This is a genomic window from Ignavibacteriota bacterium, from assembly GCA_016713565.1.
Classification (GTDB): Bacteria; Bacteroidota; Ignavibacteria; order Ignavibacteriales; family Melioribacteraceae.
In genome coordinates this window covers 705,507-727,956 of sequence record JADJOX010000007.1, presented here as the reverse complement: position 1 = coordinate 727,956, position 22,450 = coordinate 705,507, and the positions used below count along the sequence as shown (strand labels likewise).

Here is a 22,450-nt window from a genome sequence, read left to right as displayed (position 1 = left end):
TGCTTTTCTATATTTTTTAACCATGAATAATGAAAATATGACACAGCCGGAAAACAATTCCGATCAGTTCCAAAATGTTCCAACCATGTCTCCCACAAAAGCTGCGGTTTTAGGCTTAATCGCTGTTTTTTTTATATTCCAATTTGGAGGTGGACTTCTTGCTCTGGGCATTTTCGGTTTCGATTTAAAAAACGCGGATATGAACTTATTACGTTTGCTTACAATAGGTTCTCAAATATTATTTATTTTATTTCCCGCTATACTATTCAGCAAATTGGTTTTTATTGATGTTACATCAATTGTAAGATTCAGAATGCCTAAACCTAAAGAGGTAGGAATTTTTGTTATTGGTATGATTATTCTAATTCCGCTAATGCAGGAATATATGCACGTCCAAAATTATTTAATTGGTGAACTCGCGAAATCAAATTCATTTGTTCAACAAATGAAAACCTTTCTTGACGAACTTGATAAATATGTTGAGGAGTCATATTTACAGCTATTAACCGCGCATAATTTTATTGAGATTTTGCTTATAATTATTACGGTTGCCGTAACGCCCGCAATTTGTGAGGAGTTTTTCTTTAGAGGTTTTGTTCAGAAAAGTTTTGAGTATAAACTAAAACCATTGACATCAATTTTTATTACAAGTTTCTTTTTTGGTGTTTATCATTTCAATCCTTATGGATTAATTCCGCTAATAATATTAGGAATGTATTTCGGGTTTTCCGTTTATTTCAGCAATTCCATTATTGTCCCGATGATACTTCATTTTTTAAATAATTTTCTTTCCATTCTTGCATTTTTTATTTTCGGCGAAGATGAACTTATGCAGACAAATTTTGTTGATGCCGAAGGAATTAATATTCATTTTATCATATTCAGCTTGCTGCTTTTGTTATTTATATCATTTGTGTTTTTCATAAAGAAAAATTATAATAGGCTTATAAATAATAAGGAGGTGCAAAATGATATGCCCGAAATGCGAAATTGAATATCTTGACGATATTAAAGTTTGTGTTGAATGCGGAACTCCGTTAGTTACTATTGAAGATTTTGAGCTTAACCTAGTTAATTATAAAGATTGGGATGTAGCATTTACAACCGCGGAAAATTTTGAAGCGGAAATGATAAAGGCAAATTTAGAGGGCGCGGGAATTGAATCAATAATTCTTTCACAAAAAGATATTAATTTTCCTTCACCGGGAGATTTGTCAATAATTAAAGTTCTTGTAAAAAAAGAAGATATGGAAGATGCCGAAAGTATTATCAGCGATATTAACAAAGATGAATAATAAATGAAATTGGGAAATACTTCAGTAAGAATAATTGTATCCGTAATTGCTATTCCATTAATTCTATTTGCGTGTGTTTACGGAAAAATTCCATTTTTGATATTTGTTTTGGGCATTGGCTTGCTTTCTTTTGGGGAATTTACCGGATTAGCCAAAAAGAAAAACATTTATCCAAATTCGCTGTTGGGATTCTTAACGGTTGCCTTACTTATTCTTAACGTTTATTTCAACTTTGTTCAATTTGATATAATAATTATTTCATCGGCGATTTTAATTTTGCTTTCAGAACTTTTTAGAAATAAATCATCAGCAATTTTAAATACGAGCGCCACATTTCTTGGGATATTGTATTTGGGTTTATTTTCGGCTTCCATTTTAGCGATTAGGGAATTTTATAATTATTCCGTTTTGGTATATGATGAAGGCGGTTACTTAATAATTTCTATTATGGCTTCAATATGGATTTGTGACTCAGCCGCCTTTTTCATCGGATCGGCAATTGGAAAACATAAATTATTTCCGCGCGTTAGTCCTAATAAAAGCTGGGAAGGAGCAATTGCCGGATTTGTATTTTCAGTTATAGCCATGATTGCGGCTAAAGCTTTGATTTTAGATAATCTGACTTTATTTGATTCAATAATTATCGGAATAATTGTAGGCCTAATTGGACAGCTTGGAGATTTAGTTGAAAGTTTATTCAAAAGAGACGCCGGTGTTAAAGATTCGTCAAATTTAATCCCAGGTCACGGCGGTATTTTCGATAGATTCGACTCGCTTTTTTTAACTGCTCCAACCGTTTATGTTTACCTATTTTTGTTTGTTGGCAACAAATAATCAAACTTTTTAGGATTTATTATTTTTATGTTAAGAATATTTATTCTGCTTTTTTTAATTACACAATTTGCGATTTTTGCGCAAAACAAAGAAAAATTATCAGTTGAAAGATATAATTTTTTGACCGACAGTTTAACGCAGCAAAAATCAGATTTGCTGAATGAAAAATCGGTACTTCTTAAAGATATTGACAGTTTAAAACTTGCAATTGAAAAATTAAACGAAAATATTGTGTCATCAAGAGTAAATGAACTAATAAAAAAGTTCGGAAAAGTTAACGGAGGTAGAATTGCTAAAGGTCAAGTTTGGAAAGGAATGTCGGAAAAAATGCTTGAAGCGAGTTGGGGAAAACCGGATAAAATTATGAAAAATAAAGAAAAATGGGGATTGTTCACCCAATGGTATTACGGAGATATAACATATTTTTTTAAAAACGGTGAATTGATTGGCTGGGAACAAAAAGATGAAAAATGAATTAAAGTATCATCATTTGGGAATTCCAACAAATGTGGTTAAGCCTAATGAAGAATTTTTAAAAGATTATAATATATACGTTTCCGGTTATGAAACGAGTGAATACAAAATAGAATGGATGAGATTTTTACCAGATTGTAAATTACCTGAAATTGTGAAAACTATTCCGCATGTAGCGTTTGAAGTTGAAGATTTAAATTCCGCAATAGAAAATAAAAACGTTATAATTCAGCCAAATATGCCATCGGAAAATTACATTGTTGCATTTATAGAAGAAAATGGCGCGCCAATTGAGTTTATTCAAAAAATTAAATAATATTTCGATTAAATTTTTATAATATGAGGCAAAAATGAAAAACAGGATTTTGTTAATTCTTTTATTAGCAATTTCAATATTTACTAATTCATGCAGTACCGTACCGGTTACCGGAAGAAATCAATTGAATATAATACCATCTTCAGAGCTTATGTCAATGAGCTTTCAACAATATACAGATTTCTTAAAATCAAATAAATTAAGCAGCGATACAAAAAATGTTGCGTTAATAAAAAATGTCGGAGCAAAAATCCAAAAAGCCGTTGAAAAATATTTTGCCGAACAGAAAATGTCAAATCAGCTTGACGGTTATGCATGGGAATTTAATCTTGTTGAAAGCGATCAAGTAAATGCTTGGTGTATGCCCGGTGGAAAAGTTGTTTTTTATACGGCAATTTTACCAATTTGCCAGGATGAATCTGGAATTGCAACGGTTATGGGTCATGAAATTGCTCACGCTATAGCTGAACACGGAGGAGAAAGATTAAGCCAATCTTTATTAGTTGAATTAGGAGGATTGGGATTACAAGCCGCTCTGCAAAGCAAACCTCAGCTTACACAGCAGTTGGCAATGACCGCTTTCGGAATCGGCGCACAAGTCGGAGTTTTACTTCCGTTTAGCAGGCTGCATGAAAGCGAAGCGGATCATATGGGTCTGATTTTTATGGCAATGGCCGGATATAACCCCAATAACGCAGTTAGTTTTTGGCAAAGAATGGCAGCGCAAGGCGGCGGCGCACCGCCCGAATTTTTAAGCACGCATCCATCGAATGAAACAAGAATTAATGATCTGAAGAAGTTAGTTCCAAAAGCAATGCAGTATTATAAAAATTAATTAAATGATAAATAAATATATTTTTTTCATATTTCTGTTTTTTGTTTTCTTTGTAATTTTAGCTCAAAGTGATATTCCAACTTTTTCAGATAGAATTACTTTGGGTTTAATTGAGGATGATGATATTGATGAAGCTTCGGGAATTGCTGCTAGCTCTAAAAATCCCGGAGTAATTTGGGTGCATAATGATTCCGGAGATAAAAATAGAATTTTTGCGATAGATACATCGGGAAACGATCTCGGAGAATATACCATTTCCGGCGCAGAAAATAGGGACTGGGAAGATATTGCGGTTGGCTCAGGTCCGGATAATTCTAAATCTTATATTTATATTGGGGATATCGGAGATAATGACGGTCAATATACAATTAAGTATATATATAGAATTGAAGAACCGCTCGTTTCTTTAAACCAAAATTCCATTAAGACAACTTTATCCAATGTTGAAAAAATTTCTTTTTATTATCCCGATAGCCCGCGCGATGCCGAAACGCTTATGTTGGATCCGATTACAAAGGATATATTTATTATTAGTAAAAGAAATTCTAAAATTAGAATTTACAGACTTCCGTTTCCTCAATCAACGACACAGAATATTGAAGCTGAGAAATCGGCGGAATTTCAATTGGAACTTGATCCTGAAGACGATAAACCTTTCAACTATTTAACAGCAGGCGATATATCTAAGGATGGAAGTGAGATTTTGATAAAATCTTATACCAATATTTTTTATTGGTACAGAAATCCAAATGAAACTATTCCGGAAGTTTTAAGCTCAAGAGCACCTGAACTTCTGCCTTTTCAAAATACGATTGATGAATCACAAGGTGAAGCGGTTTGCTGGAAACCTTTTGCTGATAAAGGCTATTACACTTTGAGTGAAGAAAAAATTGATTATAACGGAACGACTTTTACGTTTCCTGCTTATCTTTATTATTATAAAAGAACTTCAGAAATTACTTCATTGAATGACGGCAATCTTAATAATGATTTTCGTTTGTATCAAAACTTCCCAAATCCTTTCAATCCTGTTACAAAAATAAAATATACAATTCCCATTAATAATAAACATAGAAATATAAACGTTCAATTGGTTGTTTACGATGTGATTGGAAATGAAGTCGCATTACTTAAAAATGAAAATCAAACCCCCGGAAACTATGAAATTGAATTCAACGGTTCCAAACTTACCAGCGGAATTTATTACTACGAATTAAGATTCGGAAATTACAGAAAAGTAAAAAAAATGGTATTGTTAAAGTAAACTCATCAAATAAAATTGTCTTTTAAATCGTAAATTTACAAATCAATTACTTTTTTATATTAAATGTCAGATAATAAAAACAGAATAGAAATAATTACACTTGGCTGTTCAAAAAATGTTGTGGATTCCGAAAGGTTAGCGCGGCAGTTAACAGCAAATAATTTTGAAATTACAAATACTTCCGAAAATTCCGACAGCATAATTATTAATACATGCGGATTTATAGACGCCGCAAAAGAGGAATCTATAAACACAATACTTCATGCCGTGAATTTAAAAAAGCAGGGCAAAGTAAAAAAAATCGTTGTTGCAGGATGTTTATCGGAAAGGTTTATGGATGAGCTTAAAAATGAAATTCCCGATGTTGACGTTTATTTCGGGACTGAAGATTATGAAGGAATAGTTAAAGAGTTCGGCGGAAATTTAAAGAAAGAGCTTTTAGGCGAGCGCGAATTGACCACGCCAAAACACTTTGCTTATTTGAAAATATCAGAAGGTTGTGATAATCCTTGTTCATTTTGCGCGATTCCTTTGATGCGCGGGCTTCATAAATCGCGGCCGATTGAAGACCTCTTAAACGAAGTAAATTCACTAGTTAAAAAAGGTGTAAAAGAATTATTGATAATTGGACAAGATACAACCGATTACGGAAAGGATATTTACGGAAAAAGAAATCTTGCTGAATTGTTGAATAAAATTTCTCAAATTGATGGAATTGAATGGATAAAACTTTTATACGCGTATCCATCGCATTTTCCCGAAGATCTTATCGATGAAATCGCCGAAAATCCAAAAATTTGTAAATACATAGATATTCCGCTTCAGCATATTTCTGATACAATTTTGAAATCGATGAGAAGAGGTATAACAAAAAATACAACCTTAAATCTTTTACAAAAACTAAAAATTAAAATTCCTAATTTAGCTGTAAGAACAACATTTATTGTTGGATATCCGAACGAAACCGAAATTGAGTTTGAAGAATTAAAAAACTTCATTCAAGAATATAAATTTGAAAAAATAGGAGTTTTTAATTATTCGGTAGAAGAAAATACGCCAAGTTTTATTCTTGGAAATCCGATAGATGAAACAGTTAAGGAAGATAGAAAATCGGAAATAATGGAAATTCAAAAAGAAATTTCTTTCGAAAAAAATAAAACTCAGATCGGCAGAAAAATTAAAGTGATAATTGACGATATAGAAGGAGAATATTTTATTGGAAGAACTGAATGGGACGCGCCTGAAGTCGATGGAGAAGTTTTAATTAAAGCTGACGATAAAATGTTAAAATTGGGTGAATTTTATTTCATTGAAATTGTTGATTGTAATGAGTATGATTTATTTGGTAAATTTGTTTAAAATTCGGAAAATAAAAATGAAAATTCTTTTAGTATTTTTAGTTTGTTTGTCTAATATTTTTGGACAAGTAGAATATTCTAGGAAAGGCGGAACAGCCGGACAAACGCCTAAATTCTATATTGATATAGCTAATTATGCAAGTCAGGATTCCGGAAAATCCCGAATAGATGTTTTCATTAAAATTCCGTATTCTAATATTCAATTTATTAAATCCGCGTTTGGATATTCTGCAAAATATGCTGTTACCGTTTCTTTGTACGACGTTGACGAAGAAAATCTTAAACTGGAAAAACAATGGAATGAAAAAGTAAATACGCAGAATTTTAAGCAGACTGAATCTAATTCAAGTTTTAATATAAGTTATAAATCTATTTCAATTGAACCTGGCGAATATAAATTTGTATGTAAAATTGAAGATTTGGAATCAAGAAAATATCATCCGTTTGAACAGAAAATAAAAATTAGGGAATTTTCTGAAATTCTGGATTTAAGCGATATTGTTTTGGTCTCCGAGTTTATAGAAACAAAAGACGGTACAAAAATAATTCCCAATATTTCCAATATCGTTACATCGCAGGATACTTCATTATCTTTCTTTTACGAATTATATATTAAAAAAGAAAACAATCAAAATATTACTTATAGTATTATTGATAAAGAAGGAAATCAACTTTTTAAGAAGGATGTTGTTGTAGATTTGAAAGCGGGGAAAAATGAGATTCATGAAACCTTGCAAAATATAAAATTTGCTCTCGGCGATTATCAAATTGTTGTAAAAGTAAATGATGAAAATTTTAAAATCTTAAAAGGAATCGCGAAAAAATTCTATTCAAAAATTTTCGGTTTTCCGACTTCAATAAAAGATCTTGATGAATCAGTACTTCAAATGCAGTACATTGCAACACCGGACGATATTTCGTTCATAGATGATGGCAAAAATTATGAAGAGAAATTGTCGAGATTTCAAAATTATTGGAAAAAATTAGATCCATCTCCAAATACTTTGGATAACGAAACTTTGAATGAATATTATAGAAGAGTTGAATACGCAAATGAAAATTTCAACGGATATTTTAAAGGTTGGAGAAGCGATATGGGAATGGTTTATATTACACTTGGTCCGCCGGATCAGGTAACAAGAAGACCGTATGAAATTGATTCGAAGCCTTATGAAATTTGGGATTATTATATTTTGAACAGAAGCTTTATTTTTGTTGATCAAACCAATTTCGGCGATTACAGATTAGAAAATCCCGCTTACGGAGATTGGTTTAGATATAGACCTTAATTATGGTATTATCAATTACACTTAATCCTTTGTTGGAAAGAAATTTATTCTTTAAAGATCTTTCGCAAAGCAGTAGAGCTTATAAAGAATTTTATTCCGCCGGCGGCAAAGGAATTAACGTCAGCCGTCAATTGAATCAATTGGGAATTCAAAATCATTCATTGACATTATTGGGCGGAAACAAAGGAAAAATTTTTAGATCAATTCTTGAAAAAGAAAATATCAATTTTTCATCAATCGGCACTAAATCCGAAACGCGCGAAGCTTCTTTAATTTTTGACGAGCAAAACAAAAATATTAAAACATACTTCGGAATAAACTCAATCATAACCGATGAGGAAGTTTCCCAATTTATACTTAAGATGGAAAAGGCGATAGTAAATTCATCAATTGTCGTTTTTTCGGGAAGTGTTCCTTCAGAAAATTGCAATCAAATAATTGAAAAAGGATTAGAACTTTGCAATGATCTTGATAAAATTTCTGTTCTCGATACTTACGGAAATAACCTTGAAAACTTAATAAAATTAGGACCCACAGTAATTCATAACAATATTGATGAACTAAAAAAATATCTGAATTCTACATTAGAATCTGCTGAAGATTATCATGAAATTCTGAATCGGTTTTATAGATCGGGAATTAATTTAGGATTTATTACAAACGGTAAAAATCCATTTTATGCTTCTAAAGCTGATTTTCACTATAAAATTAACAATCCCGAAATTGAAGAAATTAATGCTACCGGAAGCGGCGATTCATTTTTATCGGGAATAATTTACGGTTTGGAAAAATCATTAATATTTAATGATTTTGTTAAATTAGCTGCGGCGCTTGGTTCATTAAATGCCGCAAGTCTTGACGTCTGTAAAGTAAAATTGGAAAACGCGATTCAATTTTCAAAAAATGTTTCAATTCAAGAGATTGGCAAAAAAATAAAAATAATTGATGATTCACCAACAATCTAAAATCATAATTTTTTCCGCTTTATTTTTTCCCGTTTTAATTTATTGCCAAAGTACTTTAACCGGTTTTACTCCCGATGAAAAAATTGCAATAAAACAAATTTCAATTATTGATTCTGTCGAATTAGATTCCACTCTATATGAAAAATATTTTCAAAGATTGATAGGCGGACAGTTTAATTCGGAGTTAATTGAGTCGGCTATTTCAAATGTTCTTGAGTATTATGAGAATATCGGTTTCCCTTTTGCGAATATAAAGATCAATTCAATTTTAATAAATGAAGATAGTACAAAAAACAAATTTGCAAAAATATTTTTAGATGTTAATAAAGGTGAATTGCAAAAGTTAAACAAAGTTGAAATTGAAGGTAATACCAAAACCGATAATTCCGTTATTGTAAATGAAATTAGAATTACCAATGATGAAATTTATTCGCAGGAAAAGATAGATAAAATACCAATTGTTCTAAATAAATTGAATTTTTTCGAAGCTGTTGAAACTCCCAAATATTATGTCGACAATGAAAACAAAGGAGTTCTTAAAATATCGATCAAAGAAAAAAATACAAATTCGTTTGATGGAATAATCGGATATATTCCTTCGCAATCGGAAAATAAAAAGGGATATTTAACGGGATTTGTAAACATTATTTTAAGAAATTTATTTGGAACAGGAAGAGGAACTTCAATTAAATGGCAGCAGGAAACAAACGCTACACAGGAACTTAGTTTAAAATATTTAGAGCCGTGGCTTTTTGATTTTCCCTTCAATCTTTCACTGGAATTTTTTCAAAGGAAACAAGACAGTTCTTATGTAAAAAGATTATTCGGTGGAAATTTGGAATTTCTCGCAACCGAAAATATCAGCGCGGCTTTTATTCTTGAAAATGAAATTATAATTCCAACTATATCTACAGTTTCAGTTAATAATATACCAAAATCCAACTCGGTAAACACAGGCTTAAAGTTAAAAGTAGATTACAGAGATGATATATTTGCGCCGACAAAAGGAATTTTATTCGGCTCGGTTTATAAATTTCAGCATAAAAAAATTACTTCAAATGAAGTTGCAGAAAATGTAAATTATCATAATTATGAATTGGAATTCGGTGGATATTTATCATTTTTCAAATCTCAGGTTTTATCATTAGAAATAGACGCTAAAGAAATTATTGGTGATTATTTTAATGTAAGCGATTATTTTCAATTCGGCGGAACTAATTCAGTTAGAGGTTATAGAGAAAATACTTTTTTAGGAAATAGAGTTATTTGGTCGAATCTTGAATATAGATTTTTATTGGCTCAAAGAAGTTATCTGTTTACATTTTGGGATAGCGGTTATTATTTACAGACGAACAAATTAGCCGAAAATAATATTCGAATGGAAAAGTATATAAACGGATTTGGATTGGGACTAAGTTTGGAAACAGGATTGGGAATTATGAAAGTAAGTTATGCTGTAGCGCAGGGAACTTCGCTTTTTGACGGGTTTATTCATTTTGGTTTATTTAACGATTTTTAATTCATAAAATGAAAAAGATTTTAGGCATAATAAAAATATCGCGACCCGTAAATTTTATAATAACTTTTTTAGTTGTTCTCACGTCGGCTTTTATCTGCAGTGAAGAAATTTTCGAGTTGAATAAAATAATTTTTGCGTCATTGTCGGCATCTTTTATTGCCGGTGCCGGAAATATAATTAACGATATTTTTGATTACAGAATTGATCTCATTAATCGTCCTTCAAGACCTTTACCCAAAAAAGAGTTATCAATTAATTTTGCCGCGGTATTATATTTAATTTTTAATTCGATAGGTCTTTACTTAGCGTTTTTGGCATCATGGAATTTATTCTTTATCGCCGTATTGATCAGTTTGATCCTATTGATTTATTCATATTCGTTGAAGAATATTTTAATAGTTGGAAATTTTACCGTTGCGTTTTGCACGGCGTCGGCATTTGTTTATGGCGGTATTGCTGTAAATAATTGGGAAGCATCAATTATTCCTGCTGTATTTGCGTTTTTGGTGAACTTTATCAGAGAAATTGTAAAGGATGTGGAAGATCAAGAAGGGGATTTGAAAAATAATGTTATTACTTTTCCCACAAAATTTGGAATAAAATCCACTAAGAAATTATTAATATTTCTTATAATTGTTTTAATCTTGTTAACGTTCTATCCATTTTTAAATTCAATTTATAAAATTGAATATTTTATTTTTGTTTTATTCTCTGTCGATTTATTATTGGCATATATAATTAAGCTTATTCTTTATTTTGACTTTACAAAAGAAATTTCTAAAATAAGTAAATTGTTAAAGCTTAGTATGTTATTTGGGTTAATAGCAATAATGGCCGGCTGAAAATGAAAAACAATAAAATGTTCGATTTAAATTTTATTTCAAGGGATAATTTTTTACTCGCCGGAATTGATGAAGCGGGACGCGGACCATTAGCAGGACCTGTTGTTGCGGCAGCTGTTATTTTTAATAAAGAAGTTTTTATTTCAGGCGTAAACGACTCAAAACAAATTAAAGAGCAGCAAAGAAATATTTTAGCAGAACAAATTAAAACGCATGCATTAACTTATGGATATGGAATTGTTCATGAAAAAGAAATTGATGAAATTAATATTCTGCAAGCCACACTAAAAGCAATGAAAATTGCTGTAGATAGTCTAAATATAAATCCGGATTTAATTATCATTGACGGCAATAAAGCATTCTCTTCCGAAATTCCAACAAAAACAATAATTAAAGGTGACGCAAAATCATTTACAATCGCTGCTGCTTCAATTTTGGCAAAAGTAAAACGAGATGAAATCATGAAAGAGGCATCTTTAAAATATCCTCAGTATTTTTGGGAGAAAAATAAAGGTTACGGCACAAAACAGCACATTGAAGCAATAAAAAAACATAAACATTCGCCAATGCATAGATTGACTTTTTTAAGAAACATTTTACAAACCGAACAAGAAAGGTTGTTATAAAAATGGACAATAAAAAAGACATTGGAAATTACGGCGAGAAAATTGCGACTGACTTCTTAGTAGAAAAAGGTTTTGAAATAATTGAACAAAATTATCATTTTGGACACGGTGAAATAGATATAATTGCAAAAGAGAAAGATATTTTGGTTTTCGTTGAAGTTAAAACGCGTAAAAATTTAGAATTTGGTGATCCCATATTAGCCGTGACAAAAAATAAGCAAAGGCAGTTAAAAAAGATTGCCGAAGCTTATTTATATGAAAAAGAAATTAAAAATACAGATTGCAGAATTGACGTAATTGGCATATTGTTGAATAAAAATCTTCCGCCTAAAATAACTTATATTGAAAATGCTTTTTAGTATATTATCGGGTAGAAAATTTCTTAATAATAATTTAGAAATAGTTATTTCAAATGAATCTTCCAAATCTAATAAATAAGAAAAATTTAACGTTCCATGAATATTTGTACAATTTTTTTGCGACAATTACGGGATTGACAATTTTCAATTGGGAAATTATTAAACAAGCGTTTGTTCCTCCTTTTGAAATTCCTGAAGTAAAAAAACACATGAACGAACTTGGAATTAAAACTTTTCCAATTGTAAGTGTTACCGGTTTCGTTATTGGTTTAGTTATTGTAATGCAAAGCGAACCGGTTTTTGTTAGGTTCGGCGCGTCTGATTTTTTACCCGGAGCAAGCGCTCTTTCAATTGTAAGAGAATTAGCTCCTGTAATTACCGCACTAATTTTTGCCGGAAGAGTAAGCTCGGGAATTGGAGCTGAACTTGGTTCAATGCGTGTTACCGAACAAATCGACGCGATGGAAGTTTCAGCTATCAATCCATTTAAATATTTGGTTGTTACAAGAGTTGTTGCAACAACAATGATACTTCCAATACTTACAATTTATGTGATTTTTATCGCGATTGCCGGAGGATTTTTAGCACTAAGTCTTTCGCAGGGAATGAATTTTGAATATTATAAAAACGCGGTAGTTGACAGTATTAAATTCGGTGATTTAATTCCAAGTATTTCCAAAACTTTTGTGTTCGGTTATATTGTGGGAATTGTAGGATGCTACAAAGGTTATATTGCTGACGGCGGAACAGAAGGCGTTGGAAAAGCATCGACAACTGCCGTAGTTTTGGCTTCCTTAATAATTTTGCTTATTGATACGGTTTTAGTAAAAATTTCATTGATGATATGGCCGATGTAAATAATATAATTCGTATTCAAAATCTAAGTAAAAGATTTGGCGATAAAGTTGTTCTTGATAATATTTCGCTTGACGTTGAAAAAGGTGAAAACCTTGTTGTTTTTGGAAGAAGCGGAACTGGAAAAAGTGTTTTACTAAAATGCATAATCGGTTTATTAAAACCGGACAGCGGAAAAATTTTTATTAAAGATAAAGAAGTAACAAGTCTTTCTACAAAAGAATTGAACAAGGTTAGAAGGCATACAAGTTTTCTTTTTCAAGGTGCCGCATTATATGATTCAATGACAGTAAGAGAAAATTTAAAGTTTTCTCTTCAAAGAAATGTTGAAATTTCTGATGAAGACGCGGAAAAAAAAATAGTAAGAACTTTGAATATGGTTTCTTTAGCTGACGCAATAGACAAAATGCCGTCTGAACTTTCCGGAGGTATGAAAAAAAGAATTGGCTTGGCAAGGTCAATTATTACCGATCCGGAAATAATGTTTTATGATGAGCCGACCACCGGCTTGGATCCTATTTCATCTAAAGAGATCAGTGAACTGATTTTGCAGCTTCAAAAACAATTAAAAATGACTTCCATTATTGTTACGCATGATTTAAATTGCGCGAATATTATTTCTGACAGAAATATTTTCCTTAAAGATGGAAAGATTGCTTATCATGGTACGTTTACTGAATTGGCTAATTCAAATGATAAATTTTTAGTGAATTTTTTTAGTACAAACATTGTAGAGTAAAGAGAGGATTAAATGTTAAAACAATTGGAAGGCGCAAAACTCGGACTTTTCATTTTTATTGGGACAGTTCTTTTAGTTATTGCAATTTTCCTTGTTGGAAGCAAAGAATCATTATTTACAAACAGCATTTACATTAAAACATATTTTGATAATGTTGAAGGATTGCGAACCGGCGCTGCTGTAAGATTAAACGGATTGAATGTAGGAAGCGTAAGTGATATAAGACTTATGGAAGTCAACCAATATAAAGTTGAAGTTACGATGAGAATCAGTAAAGATATTAAAGAATTTATCAGATTGGACAGCGAAGCTGGAATTGAAACAGAAGGAATAATCGGAAGCAAAATTGTTATAATTACTCCGGGTTCTAAAGAAAATGCAACTATAGACGACGGAGGAGTGATACTATCAAAAGCACCGGTTAATATGTCGCAAATAATTTCAGAAACTCAAAATATAATGGGTTACATGAAAGATCTTACAAAAGATCTATCAGGTGTTTTAAGCAAGGTAAATTCCGGAGAAGGAACAATTGGTCAGCTTGTAAATGATAAACAGCTTTATACCGAAACTGTAACAATCGTAAAATCTGCCGATGTTGCATTAAAGACAATGGTGGAAAGATTAGACCGAATGTCAGGATTTATTATTGGACTTGGAACCAGTGTTGAAGACATTGTCGGAAATGTAGACAGCGCGGCAATTGATTTAAGAAATCTTATAAGCAAAATTGAAAATGGTGAAGGCGCACTTGGAGCATTAATTGCGGATGAAAGTGTTTATGATTCGATTAAAACGATTATTTCTAATTTAACCCAAACTACTCAAAATGCTAAAGTCGGTGCGGATGCTTTTTCCGAAAACATGGAAGCATTGAAGCATAACTGGTTATTTAAAAATTATTTTGAACAGCGGGGATATTGGAACAGATCAGAATTTGAATCGAAACTTGATAATCAAATTAAATTAATTGATGACCAAAGTAAGAATTTGGATATTAAAATTAAAGAATTACGTGAACTGGAAGAAAAAATATCAACTAAAAAGGAATGAAGTATTTGCCAAATACTGAATTTATTTTTAGAATTTTACAGAAATTTTCTTTGTCATAATATTTTAAAATTCACTTCAAAAATTGCTATTTTATCAAATTACATTATACCAATCCTTATAAAATGGAAAATTTAGACTACTCAAATATTAAAAATAAAATTATTCTCAAAGGCGCTCGCGAGCATAACCTTAAGAACATAAATCTAGAGATTAACAAAAATCAGCTTGTTGTTTTTACCGGTGTAAGCGGAAGCGGAAAATCATCTCTGGTTTTTGATACTATCTATGCCGAAGGTCAAAGAAGATTTGTTGAAAGCCTATCATCTTATGCCAGACAATTTCTCGAAAGAATGAATAAACCGGATTTGGATTTTATTTATGGGATTTCTCCGGCTGTTGCTATTGAACAAAAGACAGGAGCAAGAAATCCAAGATCAACTGTCGGAACTTCAACGGAAATTTATGATTATTTAAGATTGATTTTTGCGCGAATTGGAATTACATATTGTTTTGAATGCGGAAACATCGTTAAAAAAGACAGCGTTGCTTCAATTTCGGATTGGCTTGAGCAAAATGATGAAGAAACAAAATTCTATCTAACATTTCCGATGCACAAGCACGAAGGAAGAAACGTTGCCGAAGAATTAAATCATTTGGTAAAAAAAGGTTTTTATAGAATTTATTATAAGAATAAACTAATTGATTTGAATACCGCCGAAACACCGCCTAAATCTAAAGAAAATATTTATGTTGTAATAGAAAGATTTAAAATTAAAAAGGGAAGAGTGCGGGAACTTCTTGCTTCATCAATTGAAATAACTTTAAAAGAAGGTGAAGGCAAATTAACAATTATTAATGCAGACACCAATGAATTAAAGAATTTTAATAATCAATATGAATGCTGCGGAATAAAATATACAGAACCAGAACCAAGATTTTTTTCATTTAATAATCCTTACGGAGCTTGTCCGGTATGCCAGGGTTTTGGAAAAACAATTGGTTACGATTATGATAAAATTATTCCGAATCCGGATTTAACAATCCTTGAAGGCGCGATTGCTCCATGGCGTACGGCAAAATTCAGCAAATATTTACGGGATTTAATAAGAGTTTCAAAAGAAAATAAAATTCCTCTAAATATTCCTTTCAGACAATTAACTGAAATTCAACTGAGCAAAATTTTTAACGGCTTCGATAAATTTATCGGTATCGATCCATTCTTTAAAAAGCTTGAACAAAAATCATATCAAATGCACATTAGAATTTTATTGAGCAAATACCGCGGATATACGACTTGTTATGAATGCAAAGGCTCAAGATTAAGAAAAGAAGCGTTACAAGTAAAGATAAAATTCAAGTCGATGCTTGATATTGTAAAAATGCCTATCAATAAACTTTATGATTTTTTTGAAGAAATTGAATTGACAAAATATGAAAATGACGTTGCGGGAAGTGTGTTAAAAGAAATTCAAAAAAGATTAAAATTCTTAAATGATGTTGGATTAAGCTATTTGACATTGGACCGGCTTAGCAGCACTCTTTCCGGCGGTGAAACACAAAGAATAAATCTCGCGACATCTCTTGGCTCAGCATTGATTGGAACATTATACGTTTTGGATGAGCCGAGCATTGGACTTCACCCGCGAGATAACGGGAAATTGATAAATATTTTGAAATCGCTTCGTGATATTGGCAATTCTGTTTTGGTTGTTGAGCACGATGAAGAAATGATGAAAGAAGCGGATTATATTTTTGACATTGGACCTAAAGCCGGAAAAAATGGCGGTGAAGTTGTAGCATTTGGAACTTATGATGAAATTATTGATGATGAAAATTCAATTACGGGATTGTATTTATCAGGCAAGAAAAAAATTCCTCTTCCGGAACAAAGAAATTTGCAGGAAACACTGAAAATAAAAATTACAGGCGCTTCTGAAAATAATCTAAAAAATTTGGATGCGGAGATACCGTTACAAAAATTTGTTGCTATAACGGGCGTTAGCGGCTCAGGAAAATCTACTTTGGTACATGATATAATATACGGCGGCATTGCAAAATTGCTCGGTAAAAATCCTGATAAGATAGGAAAGTATAAATCTTTGGATGGAATAAATTCAATAGAAGAAATTGAAATTGTTGATCAGTCACCAATCGGAAAATCACCAAGGTCAAATCCAATCAGTTATGTAAAAGGCTTTGAAATTATTAGAGATATATTTGCCGCGACTCCGCAGGCAAGATTAAGAGGATACAAACCTGGTTACTTTTCATTTAATGTTGATGGCGGCAGGTGTGATACTTGCAAAGGCGACGGTTTTGTTAAAATTGAAATGCAGTTTCTTGCCGATCTTTACCTTGAGTGCGACGATTGTAAGGGAACGCGATTTAAAAAGGAAGTAAGAGAAATTACTTATAAGGGTAAAAATATTGTTGATGTTTTAAATTTTACCGTGGATGAAGCCGTTGAATTTTTTAACGGTAATGAAAGGATTTTAACTTACTTAAAAATTTTACAAGATGTTGGATTGGGATATATTCATCTTGGACAACCGTCCAATACTTTATCGGGCGGCGAAGCGCAAAGAATAAAACTTGCAAAGCATTTAATCTCTCAGCAAAAGAATAATCATACTTTGTTTATTTTTGATGAACCTACTACCGGATTGCACTTTGACGATATTAACAAACTTTTAAAATGTTTCAATGTTCTCGTGGAAAATAAAAATTCGGTAATAATTATTGAACATAATTTAGATGTAATTAAATGCGCTGACTATATTATTGATTTGGGTCCGGATGCGGGTGAAAACGGCGGAGAAGTTGTTGCCGTTGGAACACCAGAAGAAATAGCGAAAAACGAAAATTCAATTACAGGAAAGTATTTAAAGCCTTATCTCAATTAAATTAGGTTTATTACTTCTTCCCTATTATCATTTGAGAAATTTATTTTCATCGATTGAATAAGTTTTAAATTTTCATCTAATTTTATAATATTTTGTCCGATACTAAAATCAAATTCCAATTCTTTATAAGTATTTTCTTTTGTCAAAATTCCAACTTTAGCTTTTTGATTTTCATAAGAATGTACTGACAATAAAAATTCATCATCATTTTGCTTAATAATTATTGGATGAATGTTTGTCTGCGAATCATCTTTCAACTTCTGGAGAACCGGAACTTTAACCAATACCGGATTTGAAAAATTTACTTCGTTCCAAAGTCTGTCTATTTTTCCAATGTTGTAATTATAGGCAAGTTTATTGGGATTGGAAAATTTCAGTTTAGCCTGCCTTTTATCCAGCGAGATAATTCTGGCAATTGACTTTTTATCTGTATTGTCATAAAGAACATAAAATCTAATTTGGTTTGGAACTTTTAACGCATGATTGTTATCCCAGCTTAATATTACTTCATTAGGCGAAATTTCTTCAAAATCACAAATTAAATTTTCTGAAGGTTCATTGTTGTTCAATACTTTCCAAGGCATATTTGCGGGAAACGCGATATCGGTATAAAATTTATCTTTAGTATCAATGTGGTCAAATCTAAAAAAAGAAACTCCGGCTGCGCCGATTTGTCTGCCGTATTCAATCATTTTATTTAATTGAGGATAAACATTTTCTTTATATGCAGCTAATCCAAGTATAATATTTCTATTATATGATTTATCAACCCAATCTTTAGCAAGTATATCAAATTTTGGATTCTTATCAAAACCCCAATATATTTGTGGAACCAAGTAGTCAACAAGTTCTTCTTTCAGCCAAGTTTCGGTATCTTGATAAACGCTTGAAAATCCTTCCCAGCCGGTTGCGCCTTTTAAATTTTTTCTTATTCCAATCGGTGTCGCGCCAATTTTAAGAGATGGATTCAACGGCTTTGCTTTATCCTTAAATTTTCTTAAAATATTTGTCAAATTATTTCTTCGCCAATCATCTTTAGCTAAATTGGTCTTGCTTGATTTGAAAACTTTATCATCATTGAAATCTGTTCCCGGATATCTGAAAAAATCAAGATGAATTCCATCGACATCATATTTGGAACTAAGTTCAACCATAAGATCAACAAGATAGTTTTGTGCTTCCTCAATTCCGGGATTTAACCAATAAGTTGTGTTGCCGTTTTCCGTATATTTCTGAACCCAATTTGGATGAGAGCTTCTTAAGTGTTTTGGATTTTTCGCAATTTTTTCATCATTGCCGGTAAAACATCTTACCATATTTATCCAAGCATGAACTTCTAGATTAAATTCTTTTCCTAAATCAATTGCGTATTGAAGCGGATCGTAAGACGGAGCTTTGTCAACAATGCCGGTAAAATATGGTGAAAAAGGTTCCGTGTCAGATTTAAACATTACCGTGCCGTTGCTTCTAACTTGAAAGTAAACGGTGTTGAAATTTTTTTCTTTCAGAGTTTTAAACTTATCACGTAGAGTTTTCTTTTGAAAATCTTCATCAGTAGTATTTGGAGGCCAATCCAATTTCAAATTAGTAGTGATCCAAACGGCTCTTGTTTCTCTTGGTATTTGCGAAATTATATTTACATAAATAAATATGTTAAGAACTAAAAGTAATTTAAATTTATTCATAATTTAAAAATGCGAAACGGCTTCTGTTATAGATTGATTGATTAAATTAGGATCAACATTTACATCTGTTAAAATATTCCCGACATTTTGAATTAAAACGAATTTTATTTTATTGTTTCGATTCTTTTTATCCTTCTGCATTATGTTCATAATTGATTCGTTATCAATTTTTGATAATTTTATTTTGTCGGAAAATTGCGTTAAAAATCTTAAATAATTTTCAAAATTCTTTTGCGTTAAAAAATTTAGTTTATGGGAAAGATAAATTGCGCAAGTGATTCCTACAATTACGGCTTGGCCATGTTTTAATTTGTGCTTTTGCTGAACTTCGAACGCATGCGCGAATGTATGCCCTAAATTTAAAATTTTTCTAATCCCGCTTTCTTTTTCGTCCGCGGTAACTACGCTTCCTTTAAATTTAACTGAGTTATAAATTACCTTGTTTATTGTTTCAAAATCGTTTGAAAGTATTTTGGAAATATTTTTATTAACAAATGAGTAGAAATTACTATCCAATAAAAAGGCGTATTTTACAATTTCACCCAAACCGCAAAGAATTTCATCTTGTTGTAAAGTGCCGAAAAATTGTGTGTCAATTAAAACTAATTTAGGCTGGTAAAAAGAGCCGATAATATTTTTTGTATCTTCAAAATTTATTCCCGTTTTACCGCCGACAGAACTATCAACGGAAGCTAAAAGCGTTGTTGGAATTTGAACATATTTTATTCCGCGCATATATGTCGATGCGGCAAAACCGGCAACATCTCCAATTATTCCACCGCCGATCGCTATTATTATAGAATCTCTGCCATAATTATTTTTAATTAATGTTGAATGAATTGCCTTAACGGATTCGAAGTTTTTCTTTTTCTCAGTTGCTTCGATTATAATTTTATTGACTTTTTTCCCAAATGAATTGAAAACTCCGTCGATTAAACTTGAATATAATTCGTCAACATTTTTATCAATAACCAATAAAAAATCATTTAATAAATTTTCTTTTTTCAGTAAATCTAAAATGTTCGTGAAAATATTATTCCCCAAATAAACATTGTAAGCATTATTTGGAATATCAATTTTTATTTTTTTCAATTATCACTCTGTTAATTAGTTTTACAAAATTATCAACTGTATGTCCGATTGGAGAATTATCAACGTCGAATATTAAATCAGCTTGCAGATAATAAGGCTCTCTTTCTTTTAGCATATTATTAATTTTTATTAAAAAATCTTCTTTAGAATTTTCCGCCAGAACATATTCTTTGAATAAAGGTCTATCTGTTTTCTTTTTAATTCTGGTGTAAATTACTTCCGGAGAAACCCTAAGATAAATCAAATGTCCGTTTTCTTTAATGAATTTTACATTGGAGTTATTAATCAAAGTCCCGCCGCCTAAAGAAATTACGACTTTTTTATTTGTCGATAAATTTCTGAGTTTTTCGCTTTCTATTTCTCTAAAGTAAGCTTCACCATTTGTTTCAAAAATTTCGGTAACGGTTTTATTTTCATCATTGCTTATTTCAATATCAAGATCGAAAAAATTCCAGCCGATGCAATTGGACAGTATTTTTCCCAAAGTACTTTTCCCGCTGGTCATAAATCCGGTTAAATAAATTCTTTCAATCATTTGTTTACTTATTTTGCAAGCAAATATAATTAAATGAAATTTAAGACACGAAGTGAATATTTACTTTCAGAAATGAAAAGCAGCACCGATTCGAAAAGTTATACCGTCGACATTTATTCTCGAAACTAAACTTTTAGGAGAAACAGAATAAATTCTCCCTTCGTAATTTACGGTTTTATTGCTGTATTTATTTGTGACTTTAAAATCCGGATCTCTAAAACGAATTTCACCGCGGACGGATAAATTATCAAACAGTAAATAATCCATTCCCGTACTTACTTGAATTCCATAACCGATTTGAGAGTCAATCTTTACAAATTTTATATCGCCGAAATCTCTTGTTCTATTGCCAAGATAAATTCCTAAACCACCTCCAAAGAAAAACTTAAAACTTTCAGTGGAAAATGGAAGCAAATAAAATAGAGAAATTTCCAAAGGATATATTTCAAAACCGTCATTTATAAGAAAAACCGGTGAAGTTAAATTTCTGCCCGATTCAGCGTTAGTTAAATATTCCACAGATAAGCCGAGTATAAGCATATCGCTTAATCTGTATCTTAATTCCGCGGAATAATTTTGAAAATCGCCGACGTCGAAAAATTGATTTTGATCAAATATATCTTTTGCATCGGGATTAAGAAAAATCTTGGACGAGGTTGTATAATTATAACCGAAACTTAACGCAAATCGGTTATTGTCATATTGAGCAAATGTAAAACGACTGAACAAAATAAAAAAGACGGAATATTTCAATAAATTTTTCATAACAACTGCGATATTAAAAAAAATATTTTTATTGAAAAAGAGAAAAATATAGTGTGAAAAACAAATGCAATTTGAATTTAATTCCATTTTAACAATTCATGATCAATAATTATAAAAATACTTCTATGTATATTTTAGTTGTTGAATGCGGCAAGTTTGATTAAATTTATAAATTAAATTACGTAATTAAATTATAGTATTTGGGGACATATGTTTAAAAACTTATTGCCAAAAGAAGAAAAATATTTTGAAGATTTCAAATCCATGATTTCTTTGATTGAAGAAATGGCGGTTCATACAGAAAAGATATTTAAATTTGAAGATCAGCAAACACACATACTTAAAATGAAACCTTTAGAAGTTAGATGTGATGAAATTTCATACAAAATTACAAAACGCTTGAATAAAACATTTATTACGCCTTTTGACAGGGAAGATATTTTTGCTTTGGTTAAAAGATTGGATGACATAAGCGATATGCTGCTCGGTGCAAGTGCAAGAGTCGATACATTTCACATTGATAAAAAAATTGATTATGCGGACAAAATCGCTTTAATAATATTAGGTCAAATAAAAGAACTTGGAGTCGCTATTCAAGATCTTAAAGTTAAAAGAATAAATGAAATGAAAGCCGTAAAGGCTTTGGAATCAGAAGCGGATGTTGTTTATCAGCAGGCAATAAAAGAGCTTTTTGAAAAAGAAAAAGATGCAATTGAATTAATAAAGAAGCGTGAAATTTTGGATATTTTAGAAAAAACGAGTGATAAGTGTCAATCAACCGCCAATGTTATTTTATCAATATTTATTAAAAACTCTTAAGCACTTAAAATTTTTCAAATATAAAATA

23 protein-coding genes are annotated in these 22,450 nt (G+C 31.2%); 19 read left to right on the top strand and 4 right to left on the bottom strand.

Features of this window, described 5'->3' with window-relative positions:
• The first annotated feature begins 22 nt into the window (after window positions 1–22).
• The 18 genes from IPK06_10500 (at window position 23) to uvrA (ending at window position 17,526) form a co-directional block, all read left to right on the top strand.
• Window positions 23–994 (top strand): CPBP family intramembrane metalloprotease, encoded by a 972-nt coding sequence (locus tag IPK06_10500; GenBank protein MBK7980400.1) that lies wholly within the window; start codon window positions 23–25, stop codon window positions 992–994.
• Window positions 969–1,295 carry a DUF2007 domain-containing protein gene (locus IPK06_10495; GenBank protein MBK7980399.1) on the top strand — a complete coding sequence of 109 codons (327 nt, stop codon included), beginning with the start codon at window positions 969–971 and terminating at the stop codon, window positions 1,293–1,295. The genes IPK06_10500 and IPK06_10495 overlap by 26 nt, the downstream gene beginning before the upstream one ends.
• Window positions 1,296–1,298: 3 nt before the next feature.
• Window positions 1,299–2,129 carry a phosphatidate cytidylyltransferase gene (locus IPK06_10490; GenBank protein ID MBK7980398.1) on the top strand — a complete coding sequence of 277 codons (831 nt, stop codon included), beginning with the start codon at window positions 1,299–1,301 and terminating at the stop codon, window positions 2,127–2,129.
• A gap of 27 nt (window positions 2,130–2,156) precedes the next feature.
• Complete coding sequence (locus IPK06_10485) at window positions 2,157–2,603, top strand: hypothetical protein (GenBank protein ID MBK7980397.1); 447 nt, start codon at window positions 2,157–2,159, stop codon at window positions 2,601–2,603.
• A complete protein-coding gene (locus tag IPK06_10480) occupies window positions 2,593–2,919 on the top strand; it encodes a hypothetical protein (protein ID MBK7980396.1) in 327 nt (108 codons plus the stop codon). The genes IPK06_10485 and IPK06_10480 overlap by 11 nt, the downstream gene beginning before the upstream one ends.
• A gap of 34 nt (window positions 2,920–2,953) precedes the next feature.
• On the top strand, window positions 2,954–3,754 hold the full coding sequence (locus tag IPK06_10475) for a M48 family metallopeptidase (protein MBK7980395.1): 801 nt from the start codon (window positions 2,954–2,956) through the stop codon (window positions 3,752–3,754).
• A 4-nt stretch (window positions 3,755–3,758) separates the two neighbouring features.
• A complete protein-coding gene (locus IPK06_10470) occupies window positions 3,759–5,018 on the top strand; it encodes a T9SS type A sorting domain-containing protein (GenBank protein MBK7980394.1) in 1,260 nt (419 codons plus the stop codon).
• 63 nt (window positions 5,019–5,081) lie between these two features.
• Window positions 5,082–6,377: a 30S ribosomal protein S12 methylthiotransferase RimO gene (gene rimO / locus IPK06_10465; protein ID MBK7980393.1), complete on the top strand. Its 1,296-nt coding sequence runs from the start codon at window positions 5,082–5,084 to the stop codon at window positions 6,375–6,377.
• A gap of 16 nt (window positions 6,378–6,393) precedes the next feature.
• A complete protein-coding gene (locus tag IPK06_10460) occupies window positions 6,394–7,665 on the top strand; it encodes a GWxTD domain-containing protein (protein MBK7980392.1) in 1,272 nt (423 codons plus the stop codon).
• Between the two features lie 2 nt (window positions 7,666–7,667).
• A complete protein-coding gene (locus IPK06_10455; GenBank protein ID MBK7980391.1) occupies window positions 7,668–8,630 on the top strand; it encodes a 1-phosphofructokinase in 963 nt (320 codons plus the stop codon).
• Window positions 8,611–10,149 (top strand): BamA/TamA family outer membrane protein, encoded by a 1,539-nt coding sequence (locus IPK06_10450; protein ID MBK7980390.1) that lies wholly within the window; start codon window positions 8,611–8,613, stop codon window positions 10,147–10,149. The genes IPK06_10455 and IPK06_10450 overlap by 20 nt, the downstream gene beginning before the upstream one ends.
• An 8-nt stretch (window positions 10,150–10,157) precedes the next feature.
• Window positions 10,158–10,991 (top strand): geranylgeranylglycerol-phosphate geranylgeranyltransferase, encoded by an 834-nt coding sequence (locus tag IPK06_10445; protein MBK7980389.1) that lies wholly within the window; start codon window positions 10,158–10,160, stop codon window positions 10,989–10,991.
• A gap of 2 nt (window positions 10,992–10,993) precedes the next feature.
• Window positions 10,994–11,617, top strand: a complete 624-nt coding sequence (locus tag IPK06_10440) for a ribonuclease HII (GenBank protein MBK7980388.1) — start codon at window positions 10,994–10,996, stop codon at window positions 11,615–11,617.
• Window positions 11,618–11,619: 2 nt separating this feature from the next.
• On the top strand, window positions 11,620–11,976 hold the full coding sequence (locus tag IPK06_10435) for a YraN family protein (GenBank protein MBK7980387.1): 357 nt from the start codon (window positions 11,620–11,622) through the stop codon (window positions 11,974–11,976).
• Between the two features lie 53 nt (window positions 11,977–12,029).
• The gene (locus IPK06_10430) at window positions 12,030–12,833 is read left to right on the top strand and encodes an ABC transporter permease (GenBank protein MBK7980386.1); all 804 of its coding nucleotides are present in this window, start codon (window positions 12,030–12,032) and stop codon (window positions 12,831–12,833) included.
• Complete coding sequence (locus IPK06_10425) at window positions 12,821–13,570, top strand: ATP-binding cassette domain-containing protein (GenBank protein MBK7980385.1); 750 nt, start codon at window positions 12,821–12,823, stop codon at window positions 13,568–13,570. Before IPK06_10430 ends, IPK06_10425 begins: the two co-directional genes overlap by 13 nt.
• A gap of 12 nt (window positions 13,571–13,582) precedes the next feature.
• Entirely contained in the window at window positions 13,583–14,623 is a 1,041-nt protein-coding gene (locus tag IPK06_10420; protein ID MBK7980384.1) for an MCE family protein, read from the top strand.
• A 122-nt stretch (window positions 14,624–14,745) separates the two neighbouring features.
• Window positions 14,746–17,526 carry an excinuclease ABC subunit UvrA gene (uvrA, locus tag IPK06_10415; GenBank protein MBK7980383.1) on the top strand — a complete coding sequence of 927 codons (2,781 nt, stop codon included), beginning with the start codon at window positions 14,746–14,748 and terminating at the stop codon, window positions 17,524–17,526.
• Here uvrA and IPK06_10410 read toward each other — a convergent pair.
• From IPK06_10410 to IPK06_10395, 4 genes are all read right to left on the bottom strand, one after another.
• Window positions 17,523–19,211 (bottom strand): family 10 glycosylhydrolase, encoded by a 1,689-nt coding sequence (locus IPK06_10410; GenBank protein ID MBK7980382.1) that lies wholly within the window; start codon window positions 19,209–19,211, stop codon window positions 17,523–17,525. The two genes, uvrA and IPK06_10410, sit on opposite strands and share 4 nt — an antisense overlap.
• 3 nt (window positions 19,212–19,214) lie before the next feature.
• Entirely contained in the window at window positions 19,215–20,303 is a 1,089-nt protein-coding gene (gene aroB / locus IPK06_10405; GenBank protein ID MBK7980381.1) for a 3-dehydroquinate synthase, read from the bottom strand.
• Entirely contained in the window at window positions 20,284–20,838 is a 555-nt protein-coding gene (locus tag IPK06_10400) for a shikimate kinase (GenBank protein ID MBK7980380.1), read from the bottom strand. Before IPK06_10400 ends, aroB begins: the two co-directional genes overlap by 20 nt.
• Before the next feature lie 66 nt (window positions 20,839–20,904).
• Window positions 20,905–21,603: an outer membrane beta-barrel protein gene (locus tag IPK06_10395; protein MBK7980379.1), complete on the bottom strand. Its 699-nt coding sequence runs from the start codon at window positions 21,601–21,603 to the stop codon at window positions 20,905–20,907.
• A 210-nt stretch (window positions 21,604–21,813) separates the two neighbouring features.
• Between IPK06_10395 and IPK06_10390 the strand changes: the two genes are divergently transcribed.
• Window positions 21,814–22,422 (top strand): DUF47 family protein, encoded by a 609-nt coding sequence (locus IPK06_10390; protein ID MBK7980378.1) that lies wholly within the window; start codon window positions 21,814–21,816, stop codon window positions 22,420–22,422.
• Window positions 22,423–22,450: the final 28 nt, after the last annotated feature.

Bases quoted from the DNA above. Each gene is read 5' to 3' on its own strand.
- IPK06_10500 (MBK7980400.1), top strand. From the start codon at position 23: ATGAATAATGAAAATATGACACAGCCGGAAAACAATTCCGATCAGTTC.
- IPK06_10495 (MBK7980399.1), top strand. From the start codon at position 969: ATGATATGCCCGAAATGCGAAATTGAATATCTTGACGATATTAAAGTT.
- IPK06_10490 (MBK7980398.1), top strand. From the start codon at position 1,299: ATGAAATTGGGAAATACTTCAGTAAGAATAATTGTATCCGTAATTGCT.
- IPK06_10485 (MBK7980397.1), top strand. From the start codon at position 2,157: ATGTTAAGAATATTTATTCTGCTTTTTTTAATTACACAATTTGCGATT.
- IPK06_10480 (MBK7980396.1), top strand. From the start codon at position 2,593: ATGAAAAATGAATTAAAGTATCATCATTTGGGAATTCCAACAAATGTG.
- IPK06_10475 (MBK7980395.1), top strand. From the start codon at position 2,954: ATGAAAAACAGGATTTTGTTAATTCTTTTATTAGCAATTTCAATATTT.
- IPK06_10470 (MBK7980394.1), top strand. From the start codon at position 3,759: ATGATAAATAAATATATTTTTTTCATATTTCTGTTTTTTGTTTTCTTT.
- rimO (MBK7980393.1), top strand. From the start codon at position 5,082: ATGTCAGATAATAAAAACAGAATAGAAATAATTACACTTGGCTGTTCA.
- IPK06_10460 (MBK7980392.1), top strand. From the start codon at position 6,394: ATGAAAATTCTTTTAGTATTTTTAGTTTGTTTGTCTAATATTTTTGGA.
- IPK06_10455 (MBK7980391.1), top strand. From the start codon at position 7,668: ATGGTATTATCAATTACACTTAATCCTTTGTTGGAAAGAAATTTATTC.
- IPK06_10450 (MBK7980390.1), top strand. From the start codon at position 8,611: ATGATTCACCAACAATCTAAAATCATAATTTTTTCCGCTTTATTTTTT.
- IPK06_10445 (MBK7980389.1), top strand. From the start codon at position 10,158: ATGAAAAAGATTTTAGGCATAATAAAAATATCGCGACCCGTAAATTTT.
- IPK06_10440 (MBK7980388.1), top strand. From the start codon at position 10,994: ATGAAAAACAATAAAATGTTCGATTTAAATTTTATTTCAAGGGATAAT.
- IPK06_10435 (MBK7980387.1), top strand. From the start codon at position 11,620: ATGGACAATAAAAAAGACATTGGAAATTACGGCGAGAAAATTGCGACT.
- IPK06_10430 (MBK7980386.1), top strand. From the start codon at position 12,030: ATGAATCTTCCAAATCTAATAAATAAGAAAAATTTAACGTTCCATGAA.
- IPK06_10425 (MBK7980385.1), top strand. From the start codon at position 12,821: ATGGCCGATGTAAATAATATAATTCGTATTCAAAATCTAAGTAAAAGA.
- IPK06_10420 (MBK7980384.1), top strand. From the start codon at position 13,583: ATGTTAAAACAATTGGAAGGCGCAAAACTCGGACTTTTCATTTTTATT.
- uvrA (MBK7980383.1), top strand. From the start codon at position 14,746: ATGGAAAATTTAGACTACTCAAATATTAAAAATAAAATTATTCTCAAA.
- IPK06_10410 (MBK7980382.1), bottom strand. From the start codon at position 19,211: ATGAATAAATTTAAATTACTTTTAGTTCTTAACATATTTATTTATGTA.
- IPK06_10400 (MBK7980380.1), bottom strand. From the start codon at position 20,838: ATGATTGAAAGAATTTATTTAACCGGATTTATGACCAGCGGGAAAAGT.
- IPK06_10395 (MBK7980379.1), bottom strand. From the start codon at position 21,603: ATGAAAAATTTATTGAAATATTCCGTCTTTTTTATTTTGTTCAGTCGT.
- IPK06_10390 (MBK7980378.1), top strand. From the start codon at position 21,814: ATGTTTAAAAACTTATTGCCAAAAGAAGAAAAATATTTTGAAGATTTC.